The organism is Burkholderia sp. BCC1988 (genome assembly GCF_905339895.1).
Lineage (GTDB): Bacteria > Pseudomonadota > Gammaproteobacteria > Burkholderiales > Burkholderiaceae > Burkholderia.
In genome coordinates this window covers 110,230-134,085 of the sequence record NZ_CAJPHA010000004.1, presented here as the reverse complement: position 1 = coordinate 134,085, position 23,856 = coordinate 110,230, and the positions used below count along the sequence as shown (strand labels likewise).

The 23,856-nt window shown below is 68.8% G+C and carries 20 protein-coding genes; 10 read left to right on the top strand and 10 right to left on the bottom strand.

Annotated elements, in window-relative coordinates:
* Positions 1-60 precede the first annotated feature (60 nt).
* Both U4012_RS07235 and U4012_RS07230 read right to left on the bottom strand, forming a co-directional pair.
* On the bottom strand, positions 61-1,365 hold the full coding sequence (locus tag U4012_RS07235; protein WP_044843466.1) for a HipA domain-containing protein: 1,305 nt from the start codon (positions 1,363-1,365) through the stop codon (positions 61-63).
* Positions 1,355-1,639, bottom strand: coding sequence for a helix-turn-helix domain-containing protein (locus tag U4012_RS07230; protein ID WP_044843467.1), 285 nt, complete (start codon positions 1,637-1,639; stop codon positions 1,355-1,357). The genes U4012_RS07235 and U4012_RS07230 overlap by 11 nt, the downstream gene beginning before the upstream one ends.
* Positions 1,640-2,020: 381 nt before the next feature.
* Here U4012_RS07230 and U4012_RS07225 point away from each other — a divergent pair, with 381 nt between their 5' ends.
* Complete coding sequence (locus U4012_RS07225) at positions 2,021-2,731, top strand: MgtC/SapB family protein (RefSeq protein WP_124485856.1); 711 nt, start codon at positions 2,021-2,023, stop codon at positions 2,729-2,731.
* A gap of 82 nt (positions 2,732-2,813) precedes the next feature.
* Here U4012_RS07225 and U4012_RS07220 read toward each other — a convergent pair whose 3' ends face one another.
* Entirely contained in the window at positions 2,814-5,003 is a 2,190-nt protein-coding gene (locus U4012_RS07220) for an ATP-binding protein (RefSeq protein WP_321797288.1), read from the bottom strand.
* A 363-nt stretch (positions 5,004-5,366) separates the two neighbouring features.
* Here U4012_RS07220 and U4012_RS07215 point away from each other — a divergent pair, with 363 nt between their 5' ends.
* The 6 genes from U4012_RS07215 (at position 5,367) to U4012_RS07190 (ending at position 12,149) form a co-directional block, all read left to right on the top strand.
* Positions 5,367-6,296 carry a TauD/TfdA dioxygenase family protein gene (locus U4012_RS07215; protein WP_124485858.1) on the top strand — a complete coding sequence of 310 codons (930 nt, stop codon included), beginning with the start codon at positions 5,367-5,369 and terminating at the stop codon, positions 6,294-6,296.
* A gap of 43 nt (positions 6,297-6,339) precedes the next feature.
* Positions 6,340-7,395 carry an ABC transporter substrate-binding protein gene (locus U4012_RS07210; protein WP_321797285.1) on the top strand — a complete coding sequence of 352 codons (1,056 nt, stop codon included), beginning with the start codon at positions 6,340-6,342 and terminating at the stop codon, positions 7,393-7,395.
* Positions 7,396-7,522: 127 nt separating this feature from the next.
* Positions 7,523-8,464, top strand: coding sequence for an ABC transporter ATP-binding protein (locus U4012_RS07205; RefSeq protein ID WP_415750360.1), 942 nt, complete (start codon positions 7,523-7,525; stop codon positions 8,462-8,464).
* Positions 8,461-9,348 carry an ABC transporter permease gene (locus U4012_RS07200; protein ID WP_321797283.1) on the top strand — a complete coding sequence of 296 codons (888 nt, stop codon included), beginning with the start codon at positions 8,461-8,463 and terminating at the stop codon, positions 9,346-9,348. Before U4012_RS07205 ends, U4012_RS07200 begins: the two co-directional genes overlap by 4 nt.
* 170 nt (positions 9,349-9,518) lie before the next feature.
* A complete protein-coding gene (locus tag U4012_RS07195; protein WP_321797281.1) occupies positions 9,519-10,736 on the top strand; it encodes an acyl-CoA dehydrogenase family protein in 1,218 nt (405 codons plus the stop codon).
* A 39-nt stretch (positions 10,737-10,775) separates the two neighbouring features.
* On the top strand, positions 10,776-12,149 hold the full coding sequence (locus U4012_RS07190) for an LLM class flavin-dependent oxidoreductase (protein WP_321797278.1): 1,374 nt from the start codon (positions 10,776-10,778) through the stop codon (positions 12,147-12,149).
* 2 nt (positions 12,150-12,151) lie between these two features.
* On the opposite strand, the gene U4012_RS07185 is transcribed toward U4012_RS07190, so the two are convergent.
* The 4 genes from U4012_RS07185 to U4012_RS07170 form a co-directional block, all read right to left on the bottom strand.
* On the bottom strand, positions 12,152-13,351 hold the full coding sequence (locus U4012_RS07185; protein ID WP_321797276.1) for an LLM class flavin-dependent oxidoreductase: 1,200 nt from the start codon (positions 13,349-13,351) through the stop codon (positions 12,152-12,154).
* A gap of 112 nt (positions 13,352-13,463) precedes the next feature.
* The gene (locus U4012_RS07180; protein WP_321797274.1) at positions 13,464-14,021 is read right to left on the bottom strand and encodes a cytochrome c; all 558 of its coding nucleotides are present in this window, start codon (positions 14,019-14,021) and stop codon (positions 13,464-13,466) included.
* The gene (gene soxC, locus U4012_RS07175; RefSeq protein WP_321797272.1) at positions 14,014-15,273 is read right to left on the bottom strand and encodes a sulfite dehydrogenase; all 1,260 of its coding nucleotides are present in this window, start codon (positions 15,271-15,273) and stop codon (positions 14,014-14,016) included. The genes U4012_RS07180 and soxC overlap by 8 nt, the downstream gene beginning before the upstream one ends.
* 126 nt (positions 15,274-15,399) lie before the next feature.
* Complete coding sequence (locus U4012_RS07170) at positions 15,400-16,584, bottom strand: porin (protein ID WP_124485866.1); 1,185 nt, start codon at positions 16,582-16,584, stop codon at positions 15,400-15,402.
* Between the two features lie 478 nt (positions 16,585-17,062).
* On the opposite strand from U4012_RS07170, the gene U4012_RS07165 reads away from it, so the two are divergent.
* Positions 17,063-17,407 (top strand): DUF3088 domain-containing protein, encoded by a 345-nt coding sequence (locus U4012_RS07165; protein ID WP_044846516.1) that lies wholly within the window; start codon positions 17,063-17,065, stop codon positions 17,405-17,407.
* 67 nt (positions 17,408-17,474) lie between these two features.
* Positions 17,475-18,473, top strand: coding sequence for an ABC transporter substrate-binding protein (locus U4012_RS07160; RefSeq protein WP_321797269.1), 999 nt, complete (start codon positions 17,475-17,477; stop codon positions 18,471-18,473).
* Positions 18,474-18,523: 50 nt separating this feature from the next.
* On the opposite strand, the gene U4012_RS07155 is transcribed toward U4012_RS07160, so the two are convergent.
* Positions 18,524-18,844 (bottom strand): hypothetical protein, encoded by a 321-nt coding sequence (locus U4012_RS07155; protein ID WP_044846518.1) that lies wholly within the window; start codon positions 18,842-18,844, stop codon positions 18,524-18,526.
* A gap of 303 nt (positions 18,845-19,147) precedes the next feature.
* On the opposite strand from U4012_RS07155, the gene U4012_RS07150 reads away from it, so the two are divergent.
* Positions 19,148-19,918, top strand: a complete 771-nt coding sequence (locus U4012_RS07150; protein WP_321797266.1) for a class I SAM-dependent methyltransferase — start codon at positions 19,148-19,150, stop codon at positions 19,916-19,918.
* 53 nt (positions 19,919-19,971) lie between these two features.
* Here U4012_RS07150 and U4012_RS07145 read toward each other — a convergent pair whose 3' ends face one another.
* Positions 19,972-21,078 carry a porin gene (locus U4012_RS07145; protein WP_321797264.1) on the bottom strand — a complete coding sequence of 369 codons (1,107 nt, stop codon included), beginning with the start codon at positions 21,076-21,078 and terminating at the stop codon, positions 19,972-19,974.
* A 107-nt stretch (positions 21,079-21,185) separates the two neighbouring features.
* The gene (locus tag U4012_RS07140) at positions 21,186-23,612 is read right to left on the bottom strand and encodes a membrane-bound PQQ-dependent dehydrogenase, glucose/quinate/shikimate family (protein WP_321797262.1); all 2,427 of its coding nucleotides are present in this window, start codon (positions 23,610-23,612) and stop codon (positions 21,186-21,188) included.
* Positions 23,613-23,856: the final 244 nt, after the last annotated feature.

Sequence of the window (23,856 nt, the reverse complement as noted above, 5' to 3'; positions counted from 1 at the left end):
GACGTCGGATTGGCGATCCACCTGGACCGGCGCACCCATGTGCATGCTTCATGCCCGTCCTCAACCGTGCGTCGGCCGAAGCGCGCGCCCCATCTCCGCGATCGGCATCGCCGCGATCGAATTCAGCAGCCGCGTCTCGCCGGCGTCCGGGCGCGCGATTGCCCGCACTTCCTCGAGCGTCTGCGCGACGTGGCGATCGAGCGGTTCGAGAAAGCGCTGCAGTTCGCTTGCCGCCGCTTTCTCCCTGAGCCCGAGCGCCTGACCGAACGCGATCAGCGCGGCCGCATCGATTTCGACAAAGCGCGTTGCGTTGCCGAGCGGCATCGTCAATTCGCAGTGCGGCCAGTGATCGCCGCGATGATCGGGGCGGTGCGTCGGCGTGTGATACACGACCGTGCTGACGATGTCGTAGAACGGCGCGAGCCGGTAGCCGCGCGCGTCGACGAAGAACGACAGGTTCTTCAGGTGCGCGTCGGCATTGCCGACCACCACGTTGAACACGGTCCAGCGGAACACCGACAGGCGCGCCAGCGCGCGCGTGCTGGTGCGCTCGATCGCGCGGGCGAGCTCCTGCGCGTTCGCGCGCTGGTACTTGAAGCCGCGGTCGTAGTTGAGCAACTGCATCGCGTCGATCGTATGCACGCGTGCGGCCGGCGCCGATGCGACGTCGCGATCGAACCGGTCGATCACGTAGCACGCGGACGGCGCGCGCAGGAAGTGCACGTCGGGCACGTCGAGCCCCATCTTCTGCGCGAGCTTCATGCAGAAGAATTCGTTGATCGCCGAGTGCGGGTAGCCGGCCGCGCGCATGTCCGGCTTGAGCAGGTGCATCGACGGCTCGCTGCCGACCGGCTCGTACAGCGCGTAGTCGGGTGCATCGCCGCGCAGCACCAGCAGCAGCTTCTGCTGCGCACCGGCCGCCGACATGCGCTTGGGCGCGGTGGCCGTCAGCGCTCGCTCGGGCATCGCCCGGATCCGGCGTTCGAGCTCGTCGAGCGGCAGCGGCTGCAGGCTGCCGGGCGCTTCCCGTTCGCCGTCGGCCAGCAGCGTCAGCGCGCCGGCCGATTCGCGCCCGAAGTACGCGAGCAGGCCCCACGCGTCGGCGGCGTCGACCTTCGCCTCGCGTGCGAGCGAGGTGCGCATGCCTTCCTCGGGCAGCAGGTTGTCGAAGAACCACTGGACCGGGCGATCGGTCGACGTGTCGGTGTAGGGGCCGGCGCGCAGCGCGAACGCCGGGGACAGCGGATAGGCGGCCGGGGACGCGAGCCATTGCGGGTCGTACGCGAACGACCAGATGCCCTTGTCGTCGGTCAGCGTGCCCATGCGCACGCCGTTGGCGGACGCGATCAGCGTTCTAGCCGCCATGGCTGCTCCTGCGGCGTTGCGCGGCCTTCAGCGCGGTGGCTTCCGAAATCTCGACCGACGACTCGGCGTACAGGCGCACGCCCAGTTCGCCGAGCAGCAGCATGACCTTGCCGATTTGCGCGGTCGGCTTTCCGCCTTCCACCTGGCTGATGAATTTCGGCGACAGCCCGGTCGCGTTCGCGAGTTCGTCGCGCGTGAACCCCTGCTGGAGCCGCGCCGCGCGGATGAGGTGGGCGAGCGCGCCGATCGTGTCGACGGACTGGGACTCCGACATGACGTTCTCCATGCTCCGTATCTGATCGGGAACAGTATTGCACAACTCGCCGGCCGGGGCATCATTTCGTATCCGTACAGGAACGGAGCGGCGAACCGGGGAGCCGGTGCGCCGTTTCGTACCCGATCGGATACCGGGAGGCGCGAAATCGTGACGCAGGCGATTTTCGTATCCGAACGGATGCGGAGAAGGGCGGGACCGTGACGGCGGCCCGGTCGCATGCGCGTGTGACGACTAAGCGGTCAGGGCGCTAGCCGTGCGCGCGGCGACACGCCGACACTGTGACACGCGCGCGAGCCAGGCCCGAACCTTGCGCGCCGCAAGCGTCGTCCGCGGCCACGCCGCGACGCATCACGCAAGAAGATTTGCAGGGAGGCGCGCATGGAGCCGATGCCGGTCGTACTTCAGTGGGATGCGGTCCTCGTCAGGATCGTCCTGGCGCTCGTCGCGGGCGGGCTGATCGGCCTCGATCGCAGCGAATCCGGCAAGACGGCAGGGCTGCGCACGACGATCTTCGTCTGTCTCGCCGCGTGCCTGGCGATGCTGCAGGTCAATGCGCTGCTGCTGCAGGCCGGCAAGCCGCAGGACGGGTTCTCGGTGCTCGACCCGATGCGCCTGCCGCTCGGCATCCTGACCGGGATGGGCTTCATCGGCGGCGGCGCGATCCTGCATCGCGACGGCCTCGTATCCGGCGTGACCACGGCCGCGACGCTGTGGTTCGTCACCGTCGTCGGACTGTGCATCGGCGGCGGCCAGCTGTCGCTCGGCGCGCTCGGGCTCGCGCTCGCCCTCCTGGTCGTATGGCCGCTGCGGTTGGTCGAGCAGCGCGTGCGCAGCGTCAGGACTGCGCTGGTCACGGTCGAGTACGAACTGGGCTCGACGGCGCGCGAGCGCCTGACGACCGGGCTGCACAATGCGGGCTTCGCGTGCCGCACGCGCGGTTTTCGCGAAACGGCCGCGCGTGCGTTGCGCGAGGAAGAACTGCTCGTGAAGTGGCGCGAACCGGCCGACGCCGATGCGATGCTGCGTCAACTGATCCGGATCGTCGAATCGGCCGGCCTGACGTCGATCCGCTGTTCCGAGGAGAACTGAGCCGCACGGCGCTTGCCGGAACGTCGGCTGGTTGCGTGCCTCGTGCCGCATTCGGCATTCAGGATCCGGCAGCGTTCAGCGTTCAGCGCCCGGCTTCCGCACCGGCGCCGTCGTGCGCATCGCCGTCCGTCCCCGGCCGGCTCATCGCGAGATGGAGCGCGGCCGGGTCGACCGGTTTCACGAAATGCTGCAGAAACCCGGTCGCGAGACAGCGTTCGCGATCCGCGTTGCGGCCATAACCGGTCAGCGCGAGAAAGATGCACGGCGTGACCTCGGTGATCGCCTTCAGCCGCCGCAGCAGCTCGTAGCCGTCCATCACCGGCAGCCCGATGTCGAGGATCGCGACGTCGGGGCGATAGGCGCGGTACGCGGCCAGCGCGGTGACCGGGTCGTGCACGACGGCGACCTCGTGACCGGCCTCGCGCAGCCATTGCGCGAGCGTCGACGCGGCATCCTCGTTGTCGTCGACCAGCATCACGCGCCGGCCGGTGCGGCCCGGCGCCAGGTCGCGGATGCCGGGCGGCGGCTGCGGCACGGTGACCGCCACCGTTTTCGGCCGGTATTCGGGCAGCGTGATCGTAAACGTGCTGCCGCAGCCGGGGCCCGCGCTGTCCGCGCGCACCGTGCCGCCGTGCAGCGTCACGAGGCTGCGCACGAGCGCAAGGCCGATGCCGAGGCCGCCATGCGCCTGTTTCGCTTCGCCGTCGAGCCGGTAGAACGGCTCGAAGATGCTGTCGAGACGATCGCGCGGAATGCCGGCGCCGTTGTCGCACACCTCGACGATCGCGGTGTCGTCCGCGCCGCGCGCCGCGCGCAGCGTGATGTCGCCGCCCGGCAGCGTGTATTTCGCCGCGTTGGTCAGCAGGTTCGCGACGGCCTGCGACAGCCGCACCGGGTCGCCGTGGCAGCGCGCGTCCGGATCGGCGTCGACCTGCAGGCGGTGGCGGCGCTGCTCGAGCAGCGGGCTCGCGATCTCGACCGCGCGGTCGGCGATGTCGGCGAGCCGCACGGCCTCCTTCTTCAGCGTGATCTTGCCGCGCGTGATGCGCGACACGTCGAGCAGGTCGTCGATCAACCGGACCATGTGATCGAGCTGGCGCTGGATGATCGCGATCTCGTTCGGCGTCGCGTGGCCGTCGCGGTTGCGGATCAGCTCCAGCGCGAGCGAGATCGGCGTCAGCGGATTGCGCAGCTCATGGCCGAGCACCGCGAGAAACTGGTCCTTGGCCTGATTCGCGTCGCGCAGCTCGCCCAGCAGCCGGTCGCGCTCCGCGTTCGCGGCGACGAGCTTCTCGCGCGCGGCGACGTGCTCGGTCACCTCGACCGCACTGACGATCACGCCCAGCCCGTCCGCGAGCGGCTGCGGATTGAAATGCAGCCGATACACGCGGGCGCCGTCCGGCTCGGGCCGGTCGCGGTGCTCGCCGATCGTCGTCGAGCAGCCCTGCGCGCGGGCGGCTTCCAGTGCCCGCACGATCTCGGGCGCATCGCCGCCGGGCAGCACCGCCGTCAGCGGCTGGTCGACGATGTCGGTCCGGCCGCACAAGGCCGAGAAGCGGTGATTCGCGAGCACGATCCGGTGCGCGGGGCCCGACAGCAGCGCGATCGGCAATGGCGCGTGCATCAGGACGCCGTTGCGTTGCTGTTCGGCATCCTCGCGGCGGCGGATCTCGTCGCTCAGCGCGCGCGAGCGCTGCTGCGCCAGCGCCAGCGTCGGGTACAGCCCGCCTTCGTCGTCGCGCAGCGATGCGACGGGCAGGATGCGGCGGTGCAGCGCGCATACGTGGCGGAACGTCTCCGACTGCTCGGCGCTCGCAAACGCATCGTGCGGATAGCCGCAGTAGAGCGAGAAGCGGTACCGCTCGATCAGCGCGTTCCATAGCGCTTCCACCCGCAGCGCTGCGGCGTACCGGTTGCGCGCGCACAGCAGCGCGACCATTTCGCCGAACGCATGCACGGGCCGGCCGGCGCGGATCGCCGCTTCGACGATCGTGCCGATCGAGCGGCGAAAGCGCGCGGGGTCGGGCAGGTCGCCATTCATAAAGCTGTCGAGCAGCGCATGCGCGCTCGACATGAAGATGCGGCCGCTGGCCGCGCCGCCGGCCGATGCACCGAGCGTGTGCAGGCGCTCGTGCACCGCCGCGAGGCAGGCGGGCCGCGCGATCACGATCGCGCTGCCGCCGGCGCTCAGCGCCTGGGCCGCGAACACGGCGACTTCCGACATGAGCTGCGCGTCGGACTCGTAGAACTGGACGAAGTGATCGGCCCGCATTGGCGCCGATTCCAGCAGGGGAGGGACTATTTTCATCGCTCACGACCAGGCAATGCCGTTGGCGGCCGGCGATTCCGTGCCGCGGCCATATCCGGTCCGGCGCGCGCAAGCTGCGTGCCGGACCGGCACCGATGCCCGGCGACGCCGCGGCATCGGCCCGGCCCACGCGGGCGGTGCCGGACGGCGCTGCATTTGTAAATACTGCAGAAAGCCCGCGTCGGGTGGCGGACGCCCGCCCGCCGGCCCCGCCGTCCGAGCAGCGATCTTTATCGCTGCAGCAGATAAACGTATCCGAATCGCTTCGTTGACGCAGTGCGGCACGCGCTCGTAGATTCGCATCTTTACCGAATCAAGGGCTGTACCGTGACGACTTCCGCCATCCGCGCCGCAATATCGACGCCCGCCGGCCATCGGCCGGCCCTGCCGCCGGAGGCCGGCGCGCAGCGATTCGACATCGTCCCGTTCGATGCGCCCCTCGGCGCCGAAGTCGTCGGCATCGACCTGTCGCAACCGCTCGGCGCCGCCGATTTCGCGCGCATCCATCGCGCGCATCTCGACCATCACGTGCTGGTGTTTCGCGACCAGCGCATCACGCCGGACGAGCACATCGCGTTCAGCCGCCGTTTCGGCCCGCTGCAGATCCACGTGCTGCACCAGTTCGCGCTGCCCGCGCATCCGGAAGTGCTGATCGTGTCGAACATCGTCGAGAACGGCAAGCCGATCGGGCTCGGCGACGCCGGCCATTTCTGGCACTCCGACCTGTCGTACAAGGAAAAGCCGAGCCTCGGCTCGCTGCTGCATGCGCAGGAGCTGCCGGCCGAGGGCGGCGACACGCTGTTCGCGAACATGCATCTCGCGTGGGACACGCTGCCCGCGCACCTGCGCCGCGCGGTCGAAGGGCGGCGTGCCGAGCACACGTATCTTGCCCGCTACGCGGAGCTGCAGGCGCGCAGCCCGTGGCGGCCGAACCTGTCGGCCGAGCAGATCGCGCAGGTCGAGGCGGTGGTGCATCCGGTCGTGCGCACGCATCCCGAAACGGGCCGCAAGGCGTTGTTCGTCAGCGAGCATTTCACGACGCGCATCGTCGATCTGCCCGAAGACGAAAGCCGCGCACTGCTCGACGAACTGTTCGCGCACAGCGTGCGCGCGGAGCATCTGTATCGGCACCACTGGCGCGAGCACGACCTCGTGTTCTGGGACAACCGCTCGCTGATGCATCTCGCGGCCGGCACGCCCGACCATCTGCGCCGCAAGCTGTACCGCACCACGATCGAAGGTGACGCGCCGTTCTGAACGGCACGTCCCGGTTCGCCGCCTCATTCTCACTGGAGTTCCGATGTCGTTTCCGCTTTCGCCGGCCCTGCGCCGCACGACCGTGGCCGCGCGCCGCGCACTGGCCGCCACGCTCACCGCGGCGCTCGTACTGGCCGCCGCCGGGACGCCGCAAGCCGCGCACGCGGAAGGCCGCATCCGCATCGCCGAGCAGTTCGGCGTGGTCTACCTGTTGCTGAATGTCGCGCGCGACCAGCAACTGATCGAGAAGGAAGGGCGCAAGGCCGGCCTCGACATCAAGGTCGACTGGGTGCGCCTGTCGGGCGGCGCGGCCGTGAACGACGCGCTGCTGTCGGGCGCGGTCGACGTCGCCGGCGCGGGCGTCGGGCCGCTGCTGACCGTGTGGGATCGCACGCGCGGCCGGCAGAACGTGAAGGGCGTCGCGTCGCTCGGCAATTTTCCGTACTACCTCGTCAGCAGCAACCCGAACGTGAAGACGATCGCCGACCTGGGCGCGAAGGACCGCATCGCGGTGCCGGCCGTCGGCGTGTCGGTGCAGTCGCGCGTGCTGCAGTACGCGGCCGCGAAGCAGTGGGGCGACAAGCAGTTCGACAAGCTCGATCCGCTCACGCAGGCGATCCCGCATCCCGACGCGACGGCCGCGATTCTCGCGAACAGCAACGTGATCACGGGCCACTTCGGCAATCCGCCGTTCCAGGAGCAGGAACTCGCGGGCAATCCGAACGCACACATCGTGCTGAATTCCTACGACGTGCTCGGCGGCCCGAGTTCCGCGACGGTGCTGTACGCGACGGAGAAATTCCGCGACGAGAACCCGAAGACGTACCGCGCGTTCGTCGCCGCGCTCGCCGACGCCGCGCACCAGATCGCGGCCGATCCCGAGCGCGCGGTCGATACCTATATCCGCGTGAACGGCTCGAAGATCGATCGCGCGTTGCTGCTGAAGATCCTGCGCAATCCGCAGGTGCAGTTCAAGACGGCCCCGGAGAACACGCTGAAGCTCGCGCAGTTCATGTATCGCACCGGCGCGATCCGCAACGAGCCGAAGTCGTGGCGCGACTACTTCTTCGACGATCCGGCGACGGCCGGCGGCAGCTGAGCGGGCGTGGCGCTGCGGCGCCGCGATCGACGCTTATGCGTCGACGCGGTTTCGATATGTGCAATCGTTGGTTGGGCCGCGCGCGGTGCCGCCGTATGTTGATGCTTTACCCGCAAGAGTTTCGATCGTGAACGCCACTTCTCCCCGAATCGGGCTGCCGCCGTACGCGGCGCGCGGCGCTGCCGTACCGCCCGCCCAACCCGTCACCGACACCGACGCGGCGAGCAGGCCGGCATCCGCGTCCGCGCCGGCCGGCGCGCACAGCGAGCGCCTGCTGGCGATCGATCGCGTGAGCCTCGAATACCGGAGCGGCGCGCGGATCGTGCGCGCGACCCATCAGGTCAGCTTCGACGTGTATGGCAGCGACCGTTTCGTGCTGCTCGGCCCGTCGGGGTGCGGCAAGTCCACGTTGCTGAAGGCGATCGCCGGCTTCATCGAGCCCGTGTCGGGCTCGATCGCGCTCGACGGCCGGCCCGTGCAAGGGCCGGGCCCCGACCGCATCGTCGTGTTCCAGGAATTCGACCAGTTGCCGCCGTGGAAGACGGTCGTCGAGAACGTCGCGTTTCCGTTGCGCGCGGCCGCGAAGCTGTCGCGCGCCGAAGCAAGCGAGCGCGCGCTGCACTATCTCGACAAGGTCGGCCTCGGTGCGTTCGCCGATGCCTATCCGCACACGCTGTCCGGCGGCATGAAGCAGCGCGTCGCGATCGCGCGTGCACTGGCGATGCAGCCGCGCGTGCTGCTGATGGACGAACCGTTCGCCGCGCTCGACGCGCTCACGCGCCGCAAGATGCAGGAGGAACTGCTGCGCCTGTGGGACGAGTTCCGCTTCACGCTGCTGTTCGTCACGCATTCGATCGAGGAGGCGCTCGTCGTCGGCAACCGGATCCTGCTGCTGTCGCCGCATCCGGGCCGCGTGCGCGCGGAGCTCAACAGTCACGATCATTCGCTCGACAGCGTCGGCAGCGGCGACTTCCGCGACCGCGTCGCGCGCATTCATCATCTGCTGTTCGATACCGATGTAGCGGACGAAACGCGTGCAGCACCGGCCACGGAGGGCATCGCATCATGAGCACGATCGATCCGGTCCTGCCGCCGCTGCCGCCCGTACGCGCCGAATACGTGCGCGCGCTCGACCCGCCGCCCGACGCCGAACGTGCGGCGCCCGCACCGCTGTGGCGCCGCATCGTCGGCGCGAGCGGGTTTCGCCGCGCCGTCATCGCGCTCGTGCTGATCGCCGCATGGGAAATCATCGCGCGCATCGTCGCGAACGACCTGCTCGTGCCGACCTTCGGCGCGACGCTGACCGCGTTCGTGCAGGGCATCGCGTCGGGCGAACTGCTGGTGAAGACGGGCATCTCGATGTCGGTGCTGCTGCGCGGCTATGCGCTCGGCGTATTGCTCGCGTTCGTGCTGACCTCGCTCGCGGTGTCGACGCGCATCGGCCGCGACGTGCTGTCGATGCTCACGTCGATGTTCAATCCGCTGCCGTCGATCGCGTTGCTGCCGATCGCGCTGCTGTGGTTCGGGCTCGGCACCGGCAGCCTGCTGTTCGTGCTGGTGCACGCGGTGCTCTGGCCGCTCGCGCTCAGCATGTACACGGGGTTCGCCGGCGTGCCGGCCACGCTGAAGATGGCCGGGCGCAACTACGGCCTCACCGGCCTGCGCCAGATCGCGCTGATTCTCGTGCCGGCCGCGCTGCCGTCGATCCTGTCGGGGCTGCGCGTCGGCTGGGCGTTCGCGTGGCGCACGCTGATCGCGGCCGAACTCGTGTTCGGCGCGAGCGCGGGGCAGGGCGGGCTCGGCTGGTACATCTTCCAGAACCGCAACGAGCTGTATACCGACCGCGTGTTCGCGGGCCTCGCGGCCGTCATCGTGATCGGCCTGCTCGTCGAGCATCTCGTGTTCGATACGCTCGAACGCGTGACGGTGCGCCGCTGGGGCATCCCGCACTGACCGTATCGATGTGCGTGCGCATTCCCGGCGCACGCATAACCAAAGCTGAAATCGGTTTTTCACGCGCACCGGATGCGTCCCTATACTTTTCGGTGCTGCCTGCGGGCTGCGGCGACGGCCTGCGCAATCGTGCGGCGGGCCGTCGCTTTTCGACGATGAGGAACCGCTGCATGAATGCCCGTCATGGTGCCGAACCGCAAGACGCGTTGCGCGCCGCGCTCGCCGCACTGCCCGAACTCGCGACGGCGATCGGGCGCGACGCCGCGCAACGCGAGGCGCGTCGCGAACTGCCGTTCGAAGGCTTCGCACTCTTTCGCCGTTCCGCGCTCGGCGTGCTGAGGATTCCGGTCGAACGCGGCGGCCTGGGCGGCACGCTGGTCGACCTGTTCGAGACGATCGCGACGCTCGCGGCCGCCGATTCGAATCTCGCGCACGCGCTGCGCATCCACTACGACCTGACCGAGACGCTGCGGCTGTCGCCGCGCACGCCGTTCAACGACGTGCAGCTCGAGCGCGCGCTGGCCGGCGCGATCTTCGGTGGCGCGTCGACCGAGCGCGGCACGTCGCGGCCAGGCGAGAACACGACCGTGCTGCGCCGCGACGGCGCGCACCATCGCGTGACCGGCCGCAAATACTATTCGACCGGCACCGCGTTTGCCGATTTCGCGCGCATCAACGTGGAGAACGAGCAGGGCGACGCGCTCGCCGTGATCATCCCGGTCGCGCGCGACGGCGTGCAGGTGCTCGACGACTGGGACGGCATGGGCCAGCGCATGACCGCGAGCGGCAGCCTGTTGCTGCACGACGTGCAGGTATTCGCGGACGAAGTCGCGGCCCGCGACGGCTCGACGCTCGTCGGCCGCCATTGCGGCGCGCTGCGGCAGCTTCATCTCGTCGCGACGGGCGCGGGCATCGTGCGCAACGTGGCGGCCGACGCGCGCCGCTACGTGCTCGAGCATGGCCGGCCGGTGCTGCACAGCCCGGCGGCGAGCGCGCGCGACGATCATTTCATCCAGCAGATCGTCGGCGAGCTGTCGGCGCACAGCCACGCGATCGACGCGCTCGTGCGCGACAACGCGCGTGCGCTCGACCGCTCCGCGGATGCGATCGAGGCCGGCGCGGCGGACGCGCACGAACGCGTGCTCGACAGCGCGCTCGCGACCGCGCGCACGCAGCTGATCGTCGGCAAGCTCGCGCTGTACGCGGCCGAACGGCTGTTCGAAGTGGGCGGCGCGTCGGCGACCGCGCGCGTGCACAACCTCGACCGGCACTGGCGCAACCTGCGCACGATCTTCAGCCACAACCCGCTGCTGCACAAGGCGCGGGTGATCGGCGACTACGACCTGAACGGCGTGACCACGCACCTGACCGAAGGACGCGTGTTCTGATTCCGCTGCGCCCGCAGCCCACTTTCCCGGAGCTCCCCGATGACGACCCGCACCGGCCACCTGCACCTCGGCGCGTTCCTGTATCCGACCGGCCATCACATCGCCGCGTGGCGCCATCCCGGCTCGCAGGCGGACGCCGGTGTCGACTTTCGTCATTACGTGCGGCTCGCGCAGGCGGCCGAGGCCGCGAAGTTCGACCTCGTGTTCCTCGCGGACGGCGTCGGCACGCGCGGCGACGACGTCGAATTCCTGAGCCGCACCGCGCACAGCTACGTCGCGCAGTTCGAGCCGCTGACGCTGCTGTCGGCACTCGCGGCCGTCACCGAACGCATCGGCCTCGTCGGCACCGCGTCGACGAGCTTCAACGAGCCGTTCCACATCGCACGCAAGTTCGCGTCGCTCGACCACATCAGCGGCGGCCGCGCCGGATGGAACCTCGTCACGTCGTCGAGCGCGCACGAAGCGCGCAACTTCAACCGCGATGCGCATTTCGATCACGGCGAACGCTATGCGCGCGCGGAGGAATTCGCCGACGTCGTGCGCGGACTGTGGGACAGCTGGGACGACGACGCGTTCGTGCGCGACCGTGCCAGCGGCCGCTTCTTCGACCCGGACAAGCGCCACGTGCTCGCTCATCGCGGCCGCTTCTTCCGGGTGGACGGGCCGCTGAACGTGCCGCGCGCGCCGCAGGGGCAGCCGGTGATCGTGCAGGCCGGCTCGTCGGCGGCCGGCACGCGGCTGGCCGCGCGCACGGCCGAGGTGATCTTCACCGCGCAGCAGACGCTCGACGACGCGATCGCGTTCTACGCGGACGTGAAGGGGCAGCTCGCCGCGTTCGGCCGCGACCCCGACACGCTGAAGATCATGCCCGGCGTCTTTCCGGTGGTCGGTCGCACCGAGAGCGAGGCGAAGGAGAAGTTCGACGCGCTGCAGGCGCTGATCGACCCGAAGGTCGGACTCGCGCTCGTGTCGGGCCTGACCGGCGGCGTCGACCTGTCCGCCTATCCGCTCGACGGCCCGATCCCGCCGCTGCCGGAAACGAATGCGAGCAAGAGCCGGCAGACGCTGACGCTCGAGCTCGCGCGCCGCGAGAACCTGACGATCCGCGAGCTGTACCTGCGCATCGCGGGCGCGCGCGGCCACTGGCAGCTCGTCGGCACGCCGGAGCAGATCGTCGATGCGCTCGAGGAACGGTTCTTGCATTACGGCGCGGACGGCTACAACGTGATGGCGCCGACCCTGCCCGGCGGCCTCGACGATTTCATCGCGCTCGTGCTGCCCGAATTGCGTCGTCGCGGGCTGTTCCGCAGCGACTACGCCGGCAGCACGCTGCGCGATCACCTCGGATTGCGGCGCCCCGCGGCGCGGCGCGCGTCGGCCGTGCCCGGCGCCGCGGCGGCCGCGGCTGCCTGAGTTCAGCGCCGCAGGCCGGCGTCGCGCAGCAGCGGCAGCACGCGTGCGCCGAAGAAGTCGAGATCCGGCCTGAAGTCGTAGAAGCTCAACTGGATGCCGTCGATGCCCGCGCGATGCAGCCGCACGATGTAGTCGGCGACTTCCTCGGGCGAGCCCGTGATCGAGATGTTGCCGCCGATCGCACGCGCGGCCGCCTGCGCGCGTTGTTCGAAGCCGCCGCGCCACGCATGGGCGTCGCTGTCGAAGCGGTGGAAGCTGCCTTCGTCCGCATGCGCGACGATCGCGTCGCGGTACGCGCGCGCCTCGGCCGCCGTCTCGCGGCAGATCACGAGCGGATTGAGCAGCGTGCGGATCGTCCTGCCGCGCGCGGCGGCGGCCGCCTTCACGCGGGCCGTATGCGCGGGCAGCGCGTCCAGCGCGAGATCGACGTCAGGGCCGGCCGGGCTCGTGACGAACACGATGTCCGAATAGCGGGCCGCGAAATCGATGCCGGCGTCGGAGCCGGTCGCGTTGATCAGCAGCGGGCGGCCGTAGCGCGGCTTCGGCGTGACGAACGCGCCGGAGAGCCGCCAGCTCGACAGCGCGGGCGCATAGCTGAAGTTGTCCGGCTGGGCCCACAGCTGGCTGACCGCGTCGACGAACTCGGCGGCCATCTCGTAACGACGGTCGTGCTCGATCCGGTTCCAGCCGAACATCTCGTGTTCGATCGCGCGGTGGCCGGTCACGACGTTGATGCCCCAGCGTCCGCGCGAGATGTGATCGAGCGTCGCCGTGAACTTCGCGAAATGCAGCGGATGCCACGGCCCGTAGAGCACGTGGCTCGTCGCGACGAGGATGATCCGTTCGGTGCGCGCGGTGAGCGCCGCGAGCGTCATGAACGAGTCGAGCGCCTGGCCGTCGAACACGCCGCCGTAGCCGCCTTTCGGCAACCACTGCGACAGCGCGAACACGAGATCGAAGCCGAACGCCTCGGCGCGCGCGACCAGGTCGGCGTTGTAGTCGAACGTCCAGTCGGTCGAGCGCGGCAGCGTCGAGGCGCTCCAGCCGCCGGCCTGGATCGGCAGGAACAGCCCGAGCATCAGCGGCTGCGCGAGCACGCGCGACGCGGGGCTGGCGGGGAAATCGGCCGGCGAACGGACGTCGACGAACGGCGACGCCACGAGCGGCGCGTCGGCCCGGGCCGCGGCGGATGTGTCGGTCAAGGTAGGCTCCTCCCTGCGCGGCGCGCTGGCGCCGAACGAAAAAATCCGGCACGCGATGCCGGCAGTCTTGCCGGGCCGTTCTGCGTCGTGCCGGCCGGTGGATCGCGTCGCGTCACAGTCGTCCCGGCCGCGGGTCGGGCACGAAGCCGTCGCGATTCGGCATCCTGACGCGCGGCAGCGTGCGCGCGTCGAGCGTCGTGTCGTCCGGCACGATGCCGTTCAGGTGCAGCACGTAGGCCGTGACCGCATAGACTTCGTCCGCGCTCAGCGATTGCGGTGCGTTGTACGGCATCGCGCGGCGGATGTAGTCGAACAGCGTCGTCGCATACGGCCAGTAGCTGCCGACCGTTTTTTTCGGCTTCGCGCCGGCCAGCGAGCCGAGGCCGCCGACGAGCGGATCGCCGACGCCGCCCTGGCCGCCGGCGCCGTGGCACATCGCGCACTTGTCGGCGAACACGTGCGCGCCGCGCGCGACCGTGCCCGCCCCGGGCGGCAGGCCGCTGCCGTCGGGCGCGACGTCGATGTCCCATGCGACGAGCGCCGCGCGGTCGACCGGCTGACCGAGGCCGAAGCCGGCACCGAATGCGGGTAGCGCCGACAACGCGAGCGCGCCGAGCGAGCCCGACACGACCGCGCACGACGCGAGCCGACGCACGATCGTGTTACGCATTGCGCACCTCCCCGTCCGCGCCGACGCGCCAGTTCTGGATGCCGTTGTAGTGGTATTGCGAGTTGACGCCGCGTGCGGCGACGAGCGCGTCGCGGGTCGGCTGCACGTAGCCCGTTTCGTCGGTCGCGCGGCTTTGCAGGTCGGCGGGCTCGCCGTTCCAGACCCAGTCGGCTTCGAAGCGCGTCAGCGCGCGATCGCGCACGTCGCCCGCGAGCCGCGCGGCGCGCCAGGTGCGGCCGCCGTCGGTCGAGACGTCGACCGCGCGCACCCGGCCGCGCCCCGACCACGCATAGCCGCTGATCGGGTAGTAGCCGTGCGACGCGAGCCGGTGGCCGGCCGACGGGCGCGTGATCACCGATTTCGCGTCCATCTCGAACACGAACTGGCGGGCGCAGCCGTTCGGCAGCAGGCTCGTGTACTTCGACGTTTCCTCGCGCGTCATCTCCGGCGCGCGCACGAGCTTCAGCCGCCGCAGCCACTTGATGTTCGTGTTGCCTTCGAAGCCCGGCACGATCAGCCGCACCGGGTAGCCGTTCTCGGGGCGCAGCCGCTCGCCGTTCTGCGCATAGACGACGAGCGCGCGTTCGAGAATCCGGTCGAGCGGCAGGCTGCGCGTCATCGCCGCGCCGTCCGCGCCTTCGGCGAGCAGCCACTGCGCGGCCGGATCGACGCCCATTTCGTCGAGCAGCGTCGACAGCGGCACGCCCGTCCATTCGCAGCACGACAGCAGCCCGTGCGTGAACTGGACGGGCAGGCCGCTCGGGCCGTTCCATTCGCTGCCGGTATTGCCCGAGCATTCGAGGAAGTGGATCCGCGATTCGGACGGAAAGCGCAGCAGGTCGTCGAGCGTGAAGCTGCGCGGCTCGCGCACGAGGCCGTGCACGACGACGCGGTGGCGTTGCGCATCGATCTCGGGCACGCCCGCGTGATGGCGCTCGTAGACGAGGCCGTTCGGCGTGATGTCGCCGAACAGGTCGGCGAGCGGCGTCATCGACGAGCCGGAGCCGGGCAACGCCGGCGTGCGCGCGCTGCGACGGATGACGTCGCGTTCGTGCGCGCCCGGCAGGCCATACGGCGGCGACAGCAGCGGTGCGCCCGGCGTACGCGTCCACGGCGGCACGTCCAGCGGTGCGAGCGGCTGGCCCGCGAGCGCGCCGCCGGCCGGCAGCATCGCGGCGGCCCAGCCGCCGGCGAGCTGGCGCAGCGCCGCGCGTCGGCCGGTGCGGCGTGGGCGGGAAGGAGAGTCGGTCATGAGAGAAGCCGTGCCGCGCGCGGGCGCGGCAGCATCCGGAAAAACGGACATTCTCGGCAACCGGGCGCGACGCGGCAAACAACGATTCCCGCTTTGCTTATCGCGCCGCGCCGGCTGCGCGAACGCTCAGAACTTCACGCGCAGCCCGCTGACGAACGCGAGCTGCCGATTCGTCGACGATGCGCTGCCGATGTTCGAGATTGCCGCGATCCGGCGATAGCCACCGGACGTTGCGGTGCTCGCATCGCCCGCGGCCAGCTGATAGATGCCGGACAGGTAAATGTCGGTGCGCTTCGACAACGCATAGTCGAACCCGAGCGTGAACTGGTGCCAGCGCGGCTTCAGCGTCTGGCCGCCGGTGCCCGGCAAGCCGCTCGCGCGTCCGTCGGTGAACGTGTAGACGCCGATCAGCGTCGCCGCCGGCGTGATCTGGTAGCGCCCGTTCACGTCGTAGTTGTTGAACTTGCGCGACGAGCCGTCGACATAGTCGAGCTGCGTGTGGCTCCACGCGAAGCCAAGGGTCGCGCGGCCGAGCGCGTAGTTCGCGCCCGCGACGCCGATCTGCTGCTTGCGCACGCCGCCGTTCAGCCCGTAGAAGAACGCGCCGCTGTAGTCGTTGCCGGTCGTCGTGGTCGCGCCGCCAACCGCGCCGCTCGTGTTCGACGTCGCGTTCGGGTGGTTGAGCCGCACGTAGCCGGCGCCCGCCGACAGCGGGCCGTTCACGTAGTTCGCCGACACGCCCCATGCGTTGTTGTTCGAGAAGCCGGTGCCCGCGCCGCCGTTGGCCTGGTTGCTGAACGCGTACAGCACGTCGGCGGTGAAACCGGCGATCGTCGCGCTGCGGAACTTCACCGCGTTGTTGATCCGGAAGCTCTGGTTCAGGTTGTCGTTGTCGCCGACATGGGTGGCCGGCGACCAGAATCCGGACCCCGCGTACTGCGCGACGAGATCGGTGATCGGCTCGTACTGGCGGCCGAACGTCAGCGTGCCGAGGTCGGCCTTGCTCAGGCCCACGTACGCGGAGCGGCCGAACAGGCGGCCGCCCTGGCCGAGCCCGCCGTCGCTCGGCCGGAAGCCGCTTTCGAGCGTGAACACGGCCGCCAGGCCGCCGCCGAGATCCTCGTTGCCTTTCAGGCCCCAGCGGCTGCCGCTCAGCTTGCCGCTCGTCTGCTGGATGTTGCTCGCGCCGCCCTGGCTGTTCGTATAGGCAAAGCCGGCGTCGACGACGCCGTACAGCGTGACGGAACTCTGCGCATGCGCGCCGATGGAACCGATCGAAACCAAACCCAGGACTACCGACTTCTTGATCATGAATAACCTCTTTTTTATGGGTGAATCTGCGAGGATCACGATGCTATTGACGTCGGTCCGGTCGACGAACGTTCGATCCGTGGTTTGCAATTCGCTGCGCGAGCGAATTGCAATGCGTGCCGCTGCACGCTCGACGCGTGCGCCGCGATCGCGTCCGGCACGCGTGCTGCAGCGGACGTATCGGCATGGATGGCGAACATCGCGCGACGGCCATGCGCGGTCGTGCGCATATCGATCGATGAAATCGTTGGATATCGCGACGAGATCCGTTCGGATGACGATGTTTTTATGCAACGCGGCTCTGTGAGACGCGCGGCCGATGCGGTAGGCACGCCTGCATATCGATTCCGCAAAACGTTGGTAGGGCCGCGCGATGCAAGGCAGTAGAGTCGGGCATCCGGCCGCGAGCCGGCCAGCGCCGGGCGCAGCGCACGCTGCGTGCAGCCCGGTTGAACCACGAATATGGGAGCCGTGTGAAATGAGTCGGGATGTGTTGTTTCTGCTGGAACCGGGCTTTGCCGATCCGAAGTATCCGGGCCGACACTTCGTCTGTCCTCACGGACTGGCGATCGAAGGCCTGCTTGCGAGCGCGCCCGAGCGGGCCGGCCGCCTCGACGTGCGCCGGGTCGGTTTCGAACGGCCGCGGCACGCGGTGATCGACGTGCTCGACGACGCGCATCAAGGCCTGCCGGTGCTCGTGCTCGGTAGCGCGCAACCGGCGCCGGACGACGCGCAAGCGCTCGGCACGACGCGCTTCGTCACCGACCCGCGCCGCATCCTCGATCTGCTGGCCGAGCGCCACGGTTTTCCTTCGCTGCATTGACGCACGTCGGCCGTCGCGCACGGCGGCTTCCTTTTTCCCTTTACCGTTCAATCGACAGGAGTATCCGATGGCGTCAACTTCGGCGGCACGCCGCCGCCTGCTGCTCGCCGGCGCCGCGATCGCGGCGGGCCCCGTGGTCGCGCGGGTCGCGCTTGCCGCGCCGACCGTCAACGCCGATCTTGCCGGCACCACGCTGCGCGTCGCGACCTACAAGGGCGGCTGGCGCGCGCTGCTGCAGGCGGCCGGCCTGAGCGACACGCCGTACCGGATCGAGTGGCGCGAGCTTAACAACGGCGTGCTGCACATCGAGGCGCTGAACGCGGATGCGCTCGACATCGGCTCGGGCAGCGAGATTCCCGCGGTGTTCGCCGCACGCCAGAAGGCCAGCGTCCGGTTCATCTCGCGTACGCGGGAAGATCTGAACAACCAGGTCACGCTCGCGCGCAAGGACACGCCGATCCTCGGCATCGCGGACCTGAAGGGCAAGCGCGTCGGGTATGTGCGCGCGACGACGTCGCACTATTTCCTGTACCGGCAGCTCGCGGAGGCCGGCCTCGGTTTCGACGACATCCATCCGATCAACCTGTCGCCGACCGACGGGTTGTCCGCGTACGACCGCGGCGACCTCGACGCGTGGGCGATCTACGGCTACAACGGCCAGCTCGCGCGCAACCGTTACGGGGCGCGCGTGCTGAAGACGGGCAAGGGCTATCTGTCCGGCAATTTCCCGATCTATGCGAACCCGCGCACGCTGGACGACCCGCGCCGGCGCGCGGCGACCGGCGATCTGCTGCTGCGGTTCCAGCGCGCGTATGCGTGGGCGAACGGGCATTTCGGCGCGTATGCGCGCGCGCAGAACGGCGAAACGCGCGTGCCGGTTGCCGATCTCGAGGCGATGTTCGCGCAGCGCAGCGACGACTACGCACTGCTGCCCGTCACGCCTGACGTGATCGCGCAGCATCAACGAGTCGCGGACGTATTCGCGCGAATCGGCGTGCTGGATGGGCCGGCCAACGTCGCGCCGTTCTGGGATACGTCGTTCAACGCGCTGGTGGCGTCGGCGTGATGCGCGACCGGCGCTTCACACGCCGGTAGGTGACTGTCGCGCGGATCGAATCAGGCGAACGTCGTCGCGACCATGATGCCGAACACCAGGCCGAGCGCGATGCCGGTCAGCCGGCCGTAGATCGACGCGCGCACATTGTCGTCCAGCTCGAACGGCGAGCGCTTGTGCTTCCATACGGTGCTGAATGCCACCGGGCGGGTCAGCAGCACGGTGCACGCGATCAGTACCGGCGTCGCGACGAGCATCGCGATGCGCGGCCCGGTCCAGTCGACGCCATGCATCATCAGCGAAACGAGCACGGCGAGCGGCACCTCGACGCACAGGCCGAGCAGCGAGCCGCCGACGAAGGAGTCTCCTGGTGATTGGAACATGGTCGGTCCGTCCGTTCGAATGAAAGCCGCGCCCGTTTTCGCGCCGTTGAAAATGGTGACCGCGGTCCTTGCTGAAGCCCGTGGTCGATCGTGTGGCCGGATGTTAAGGCAAATTGTCGACCGGTTGTCGGCTATTCAAGCTATTTAACAAATGTTCGCCAGAAACCGGGTATCGTGCGCGGATCGGGACGATTCGCCGCGGTAGCCGTCGGCCACGCCGTTCCGGCAGACGGCGCCGGGGCGCCGGGGCGACGTGACCGAGCGGGTGGCGCGTACGCCTGAAGCCAACCAGGGGACTGCAACATGATTGACATTCCGGCCAACCATCCGGCGACGATCGCCTGCAAGGTGTGCGGTGCCGACGCGGACATCTGCGGCGTGGTCGATTTTTCGCGCTGCGGCGCCGACATGATCGCCGGGAAAAAGGTCGATCCGTTCGTGGGCGTGCCGATCTACTACTACGCGTGCCGGCAATGCGGATTCACGTGTACGCCGGCCTTCGACCACTGGACGCACGACGATTTTGCGCGTCACGTGTACAACGACGACTACGCGCGCCACGATCCGGAGTATCTCGAGCATCGTCCGCAGCAGCACGCCGACCTGATCTGCACGAGCTTTCCGTCGATGCGCGAGACCCGCATTCTCGATTTCGGCTCGGGGCTCGGGCTGCTGGAAAAGAAGTTGTCCGCGCGCGGCTTCGCGGACGTGACTTCGTATGATCCGTTCAGCCATCCCGTCGCGCCGCAGGGGCAGTTCGATTCGATCCTGTCGTTCGAGGTCTTCGAGCATCATCCGGATCCGCGAAGCCTGTTCGCCGACATCATCCGCTACCGGGCGCCTGCCGGCGCACTGCTGTTCCAGACGTCCCTGATCACGCCGGAGATCCTCGCGCGCGGGATCGAGCAATGGTGGTACTGCGTGCCGCGCAACGGGCATATTTCGTTTTATACGAGCCAGGCGCTGACGCTGCTGGCGACGCGGCACGGGCTTGAATTCGGCTCGTTCAGCCCGGAGCTGCACGTGGTGTTCGATCGCGCGGCGGCGCCGGGGTGGCTTGCGAAATTCTTTTAGCGAAAGGGGCGCGTCGCGTCGATCGCGACATCGGCCGCGGACGTGCGCGTCGTCTAGAAACGATCGATCACGCCGAACTGGATACCGCGCACCGACGCACCCGGCCACGAAGGCGTGAGGCCGGTCACGTTCACGCCTCTCAGCGTGTAGGTGGCCTGGCCGCGGTTGTGAAGCCACGCGGCACTCGCATAGACCAGCACCCGCTTCGACACATCGTATTCGCATGCCGCGCTGAACTGGTCGGCATCGTTGTCGCGGCCCGACCGGTCGCGCAGCCACGTATAACCCAGCGACGCGCGAAAACGCGCGTTCACCGCGTAGCGTGCGGAAGCCGACACGCCGTCGCTGTGATATCGCGGCGTTCCGCCGTCGCCATTGAAGTACGACAGGAAAGCCGTCACCGGGCCGAACGCATAGGACACGCCGCCGAGGTTGGCGCGCAGTGCGCCGCTGCCGTGGGTTTGCTGGTGTGCGTACGAAATGCGCAGCGGGCCGTCATGCCAGGCGAACGTCTCGATGTGGCCTGCCAGCCCGTTGCCGTCGCCGTCCTTCGCGTCGCGCAACGACGCCATGATCGTGGTCGAAAAGCCGTGCACCTCGGGAGACAGGTACGTGATCGCATTGCTTTCGTACGGCGTGATTTTCGACAGATTGTTCAGCCCCGACGCGATCGTGCCGGCCCCGAACGCATCGAGCTGCCCCTTGAACGGGATGTAGATCGGCGAATACTGACGGCCGACCCGCACCGTGCCGTAGCGTGAGCTCACGCCGATCCAGGCCTGGCGGTTGAACAACGTGTTGGCGGTGGCCAGGGTGCCGTCCGCCGAGCCGAAGCCGTTCTCGAGATCGAACTGGATCTTCACGCCGTTGCCGATATCCTCCGCGCCGCGCACGCCGATGCGCGAGCCGCGATACGCGCCGGAATCCATCCGGGCGACGTAACCCGCGCCGGGATTCGTGATCTCGATGCTCGTGTCGATCGTGCCGTACAGCGTCACGCTGCTTTGCGCATGGGCCGCCGACGCGTGTGCGGCAATGGCCGTTGCGGCCGCACCGATGCGCAGTGCGAAACGTGTGACGGCCGCCGGCCGGCGCGATCGGCAGCGTCCCGGCGTGAGGTCGTGATTTCGGGTGCGGGAGGCGGGAAAGGAACGAGTCATGGACAACGGTAGCATGCAGTCAAGACAGTGAGGTGACGCGCTGAATGCGGGACGGTGCGGCAACCCTCGCCGCCCCGTCCCGCACGCGATCCGGTCGATTCCGGCGCTTACTTGCTGTCGGGCAGGGCGTAAGCCACCACGTAGTCGCCCCGATCGGGCGACTGGCGCGCACCGCCTGCCGAGATGACGATGTACTGCTTGCCGCCGATTGTATAGCTCATCGGCGTGCCCTGGCTCCCCACCGGCAATCGTGCCTTCCACAGTTCCTTGCCCGTCGAGCTGTCGAACGCGCGCAGGTAGTAGTCCTGCGTTGCGGCGAAGAACACGAGACCGCCGCCGGTCGTCAGCGAGCCGCCGATGGTGGGCATGCCGATCGGTGACGGCATGTTCATCTGCACGCCGTGAAGGCGCGTGTCCTTCACGGTACCGAGCGGGACTTGCCATGCGATGCGGCGGGTTTTCAGGTCGACCGCGGTGAGGCTGCCGAACGGCGGCTTCTGGCACGGGATGCCGATCGGCGAGAGGAAGCGGTCCTTCAGCACCGAGTACGGCGTGCCGCCGAGCGGCACGGCACCCATGCCCGCGTTCACCGATTCGTTGCCGTCGGAAGCGCCGCCGCGGTTCTTCTCCTGCTCCAGGTGGACCCAGAGGCCCAGGCGCATGTCGTTCACGTAGATCATGTCCGCGTTCGGATCGTACGACAGGCCGCCCCAGTTCATGCCGCCGAGCGAACCCGGGAAGCTGAGCGAGCGATCGGTGTCCGGCGCGGTGAAGAGGCCGTCGTAGCGCATGCCGCGGAAGATCACGCGGCACATCAGCTGGTCGATCGGCGTGACGCCCCACATGTCCGAATCCTTGAGCACGTCGGCGCCGATCTGCGGCATGCCGACGGACAGCGGCTGGGTCTTCGAATACGGCTCGTTAGGAATCGACGCGGTCTTGACCGGATGTTCGACGACCTGCGTCAGCGGCTTGCCGGTCACGCGGTCGAGCACGAACAGCTGGCCCATCTTGGTGCCGACGATCAGCGCCGGCACGCGCTTGCCGCCTTCCGCGGGGAACTCGATCAGCGTCGGCTGCATCGGCACGTCGTAGTCCCAGAGGTCGTGGTGGACCGTCTGGAAGTGCCACTTTTCCGCGCCCGTCGTGGCGTCGAGCGCGAGGAGGGACGCGCCGTATTTCTCGTCGAGCGCGGTGCGCTTCACGCCCCACAGGTCGATCGCCGCGTTGCCCACCGGCATGTAGACCGTGTTCGACGTCGCATCGTAGGTCATCGGCGCCCACACGTTCGGCGTCGAGCGCACGAAGGTCTTGCCTTGCGCCGGCTGCGCGTGATCGTCCGGATTGCCCGGATCGAATGCCCACTTCATCTTGCCGGTCATCACGTCGAAGCCGCGGATCACGCCGCCGGGCATGTCGAGCGACACGTTGTCGGCGACACGGCCGCCCGTGACCACCGTCGTGCCCGCGACCGTCGGCGGGGACGTGAGCTGGTACAACGGGCTCTTCGCGTTACCGAGGCCGGCCTTCAGGTCGACGATGCCGTGATCGCCGAAGCCGTCGCACAGCTTGCCGGTGTCCGCATCGAGCGCGACGAGCTTCGCGTCGATCGTGTTCATGAAAATGCGGCGGCGGCACACGGCCGGATCCCCGGACGCGGCGACCGGCAGGACCGGCGTCGATCCGGCGACGGTCGGCTGCACGAGCGGCTTGTCCGCATCGAAGTACGCGAGGCCGCGGCAGCGCACCCAGACCGTCGTCTTGGTCGGGAACGCATGGCGCCATTTCTCCGCGCCCGTCGCGGCATCCACGGCGATCACGGTGTTGTGCGGCGAGCACAGGAACAGCGTCTTGCCGACCTGCAGCGGGGTTTGCTGATCCTCCGAGCCGCCGCCGTCCGGGCTGAGCGGCGTGTCGCCGGTGCGGAACGTCCACGCGACCTGCAGGTGCTTCACCGTGTCGCGATCGATCTGCGCGTAGCGCGTGAAGCGGTCGCCGCCGTCCGAGTGACCGTAGGCCGTCCAGTCGTCGGTGCCTGCATTGCCGGCCGCCGGCACGGGCGTCTCGGTGCCGAACGTGCCGTGCGGCACGAACATGCCGTAGACGAACGCGCCGTTGCAGGCGAGCAGGAGTGCGGCAATGCCCCATGCCATGCCGCGTGCGGGTGCCCGGCCTTCGGCACGGCGCAGCAGCGGCCAGGCCGGCGCGAGCAGCATGCCGATCATCGAGAACATGAAGATCCGCGCGTTGAGCGGCCAGAACGCGAAGCCGACTTCCCACACGGCCCACAGCACCGTGGCGATCAGCATCACGAGGTAGATCGCGACCGCACTGGCGCGGCGCCGGGCGAGCTGGACGCCGGTCGCACACAGGGCGAGCCCGGCCAGCAGGTAGTACGCGCTCCCGCCGCGGGCGACGAGCATGCCGCCGCCGATGACGAAATAAAGGCCGAGAAGGAGCGAGACCGCGCCCGCGGCGGTCAGGCCGACTCGGGCGGCAGCACGAATCGGCTCTGCAGGGGATTGCTTGGACATGAGTGTCTTCTTATCCGTTTGCGCCGGGCTGCATCGAAAGGCGGGAAGAGGGCGCCGTGGGTGGCCCCGTTCGAACACGTGGAGAAGGCGCCGCACGGCATGCATGCGCGGGCTTCGCAGGTCCTGATCGTGCAGCCTGGTTAGCTGTAGAAATTAACCAAGCGGTGCATTTTAATGGCGAACCGGAGATTTTGCTCGCCCATTTTTTCGTCGATTCTTGTTCGATTGGTTGAAAGTGTGTTGC

Excerpts from the sequence above, each read along its gene's own strand:
- U4012_RS07235 (WP_044843466.1), bottom strand. The coding sequence starts at position 1,365 with ATGGCGGCTAGAACGCTGATCGCGTCCGCCAACGGCGTGCGCATGGGC.
- U4012_RS07230 (WP_044843467.1), bottom strand. The coding sequence starts at position 1,639 with ATGTCGGAGTCCCAGTCCGTCGACACGATCGGCGCGCTCGCCCACCTC.
- U4012_RS07225 (WP_124485856.1), top strand. The coding sequence starts at position 2,021 with ATGGAGCCGATGCCGGTCGTACTTCAGTGGGATGCGGTCCTCGTCAGG.
- U4012_RS07220 (WP_321797288.1), bottom strand. The coding sequence starts at position 5,003 with ATGCGGGCCGATCACTTCGTCCAGTTCTACGAGTCCGACGCGCAGCTC.
- U4012_RS07210 (WP_321797285.1), top strand. The coding sequence starts at position 6,340 with ATGTCGTTTCCGCTTTCGCCGGCCCTGCGCCGCACGACCGTGGCCGCG.
- U4012_RS07200 (WP_321797283.1), top strand. The coding sequence starts at position 8,461 with ATGAGCACGATCGATCCGGTCCTGCCGCCGCTGCCGCCCGTACGCGCC.
- U4012_RS07195 (WP_321797281.1), top strand. The coding sequence starts at position 9,519 with ATGAATGCCCGTCATGGTGCCGAACCGCAAGACGCGTTGCGCGCCGCG.
- U4012_RS07190 (WP_321797278.1), top strand. The coding sequence starts at position 10,776 with ATGACGACCCGCACCGGCCACCTGCACCTCGGCGCGTTCCTGTATCCG.
- U4012_RS07180 (WP_321797274.1), bottom strand. The coding sequence starts at position 14,021 with ATGCGTAACACGATCGTGCGTCGGCTCGCGTCGTGCGCGGTCGTGTCG.
- soxC (WP_321797272.1), bottom strand. The coding sequence starts at position 15,273 with ATGACCGACTCTCCTTCCCGCCCACGCCGCACCGGCCGACGCGCGGCG.
- U4012_RS07170 (WP_124485866.1), bottom strand. The coding sequence starts at position 16,584 with ATGATCAAGAAGTCGGTAGTCCTGGGTTTGGTTTCGATCGGTTCCATC.
- U4012_RS07165 (WP_044846516.1), top strand. The coding sequence starts at position 17,063 with ATGAGTCGGGATGTGTTGTTTCTGCTGGAACCGGGCTTTGCCGATCCG.
- U4012_RS07160 (WP_321797269.1), top strand. The coding sequence starts at position 17,475 with ATGGCGTCAACTTCGGCGGCACGCCGCCGCCTGCTGCTCGCCGGCGCC.
- U4012_RS07155 (WP_044846518.1), bottom strand. The coding sequence starts at position 18,844 with ATGTTCCAATCACCAGGAGACTCCTTCGTCGGCGGCTCGCTGCTCGGC.
- U4012_RS07150 (WP_321797266.1), top strand. The coding sequence starts at position 19,148 with ATGATTGACATTCCGGCCAACCATCCGGCGACGATCGCCTGCAAGGTG.
- U4012_RS07145 (WP_321797264.1), bottom strand. The coding sequence starts at position 21,078 with ATGACTCGTTCCTTTCCCGCCTCCCGCACCCGAAATCACGACCTCACG.
- U4012_RS07140 (WP_321797262.1), bottom strand. The coding sequence starts at position 23,612 with ATGTCCAAGCAATCCCCTGCAGAGCCGATTCGTGCTGCCGCCCGAGTC.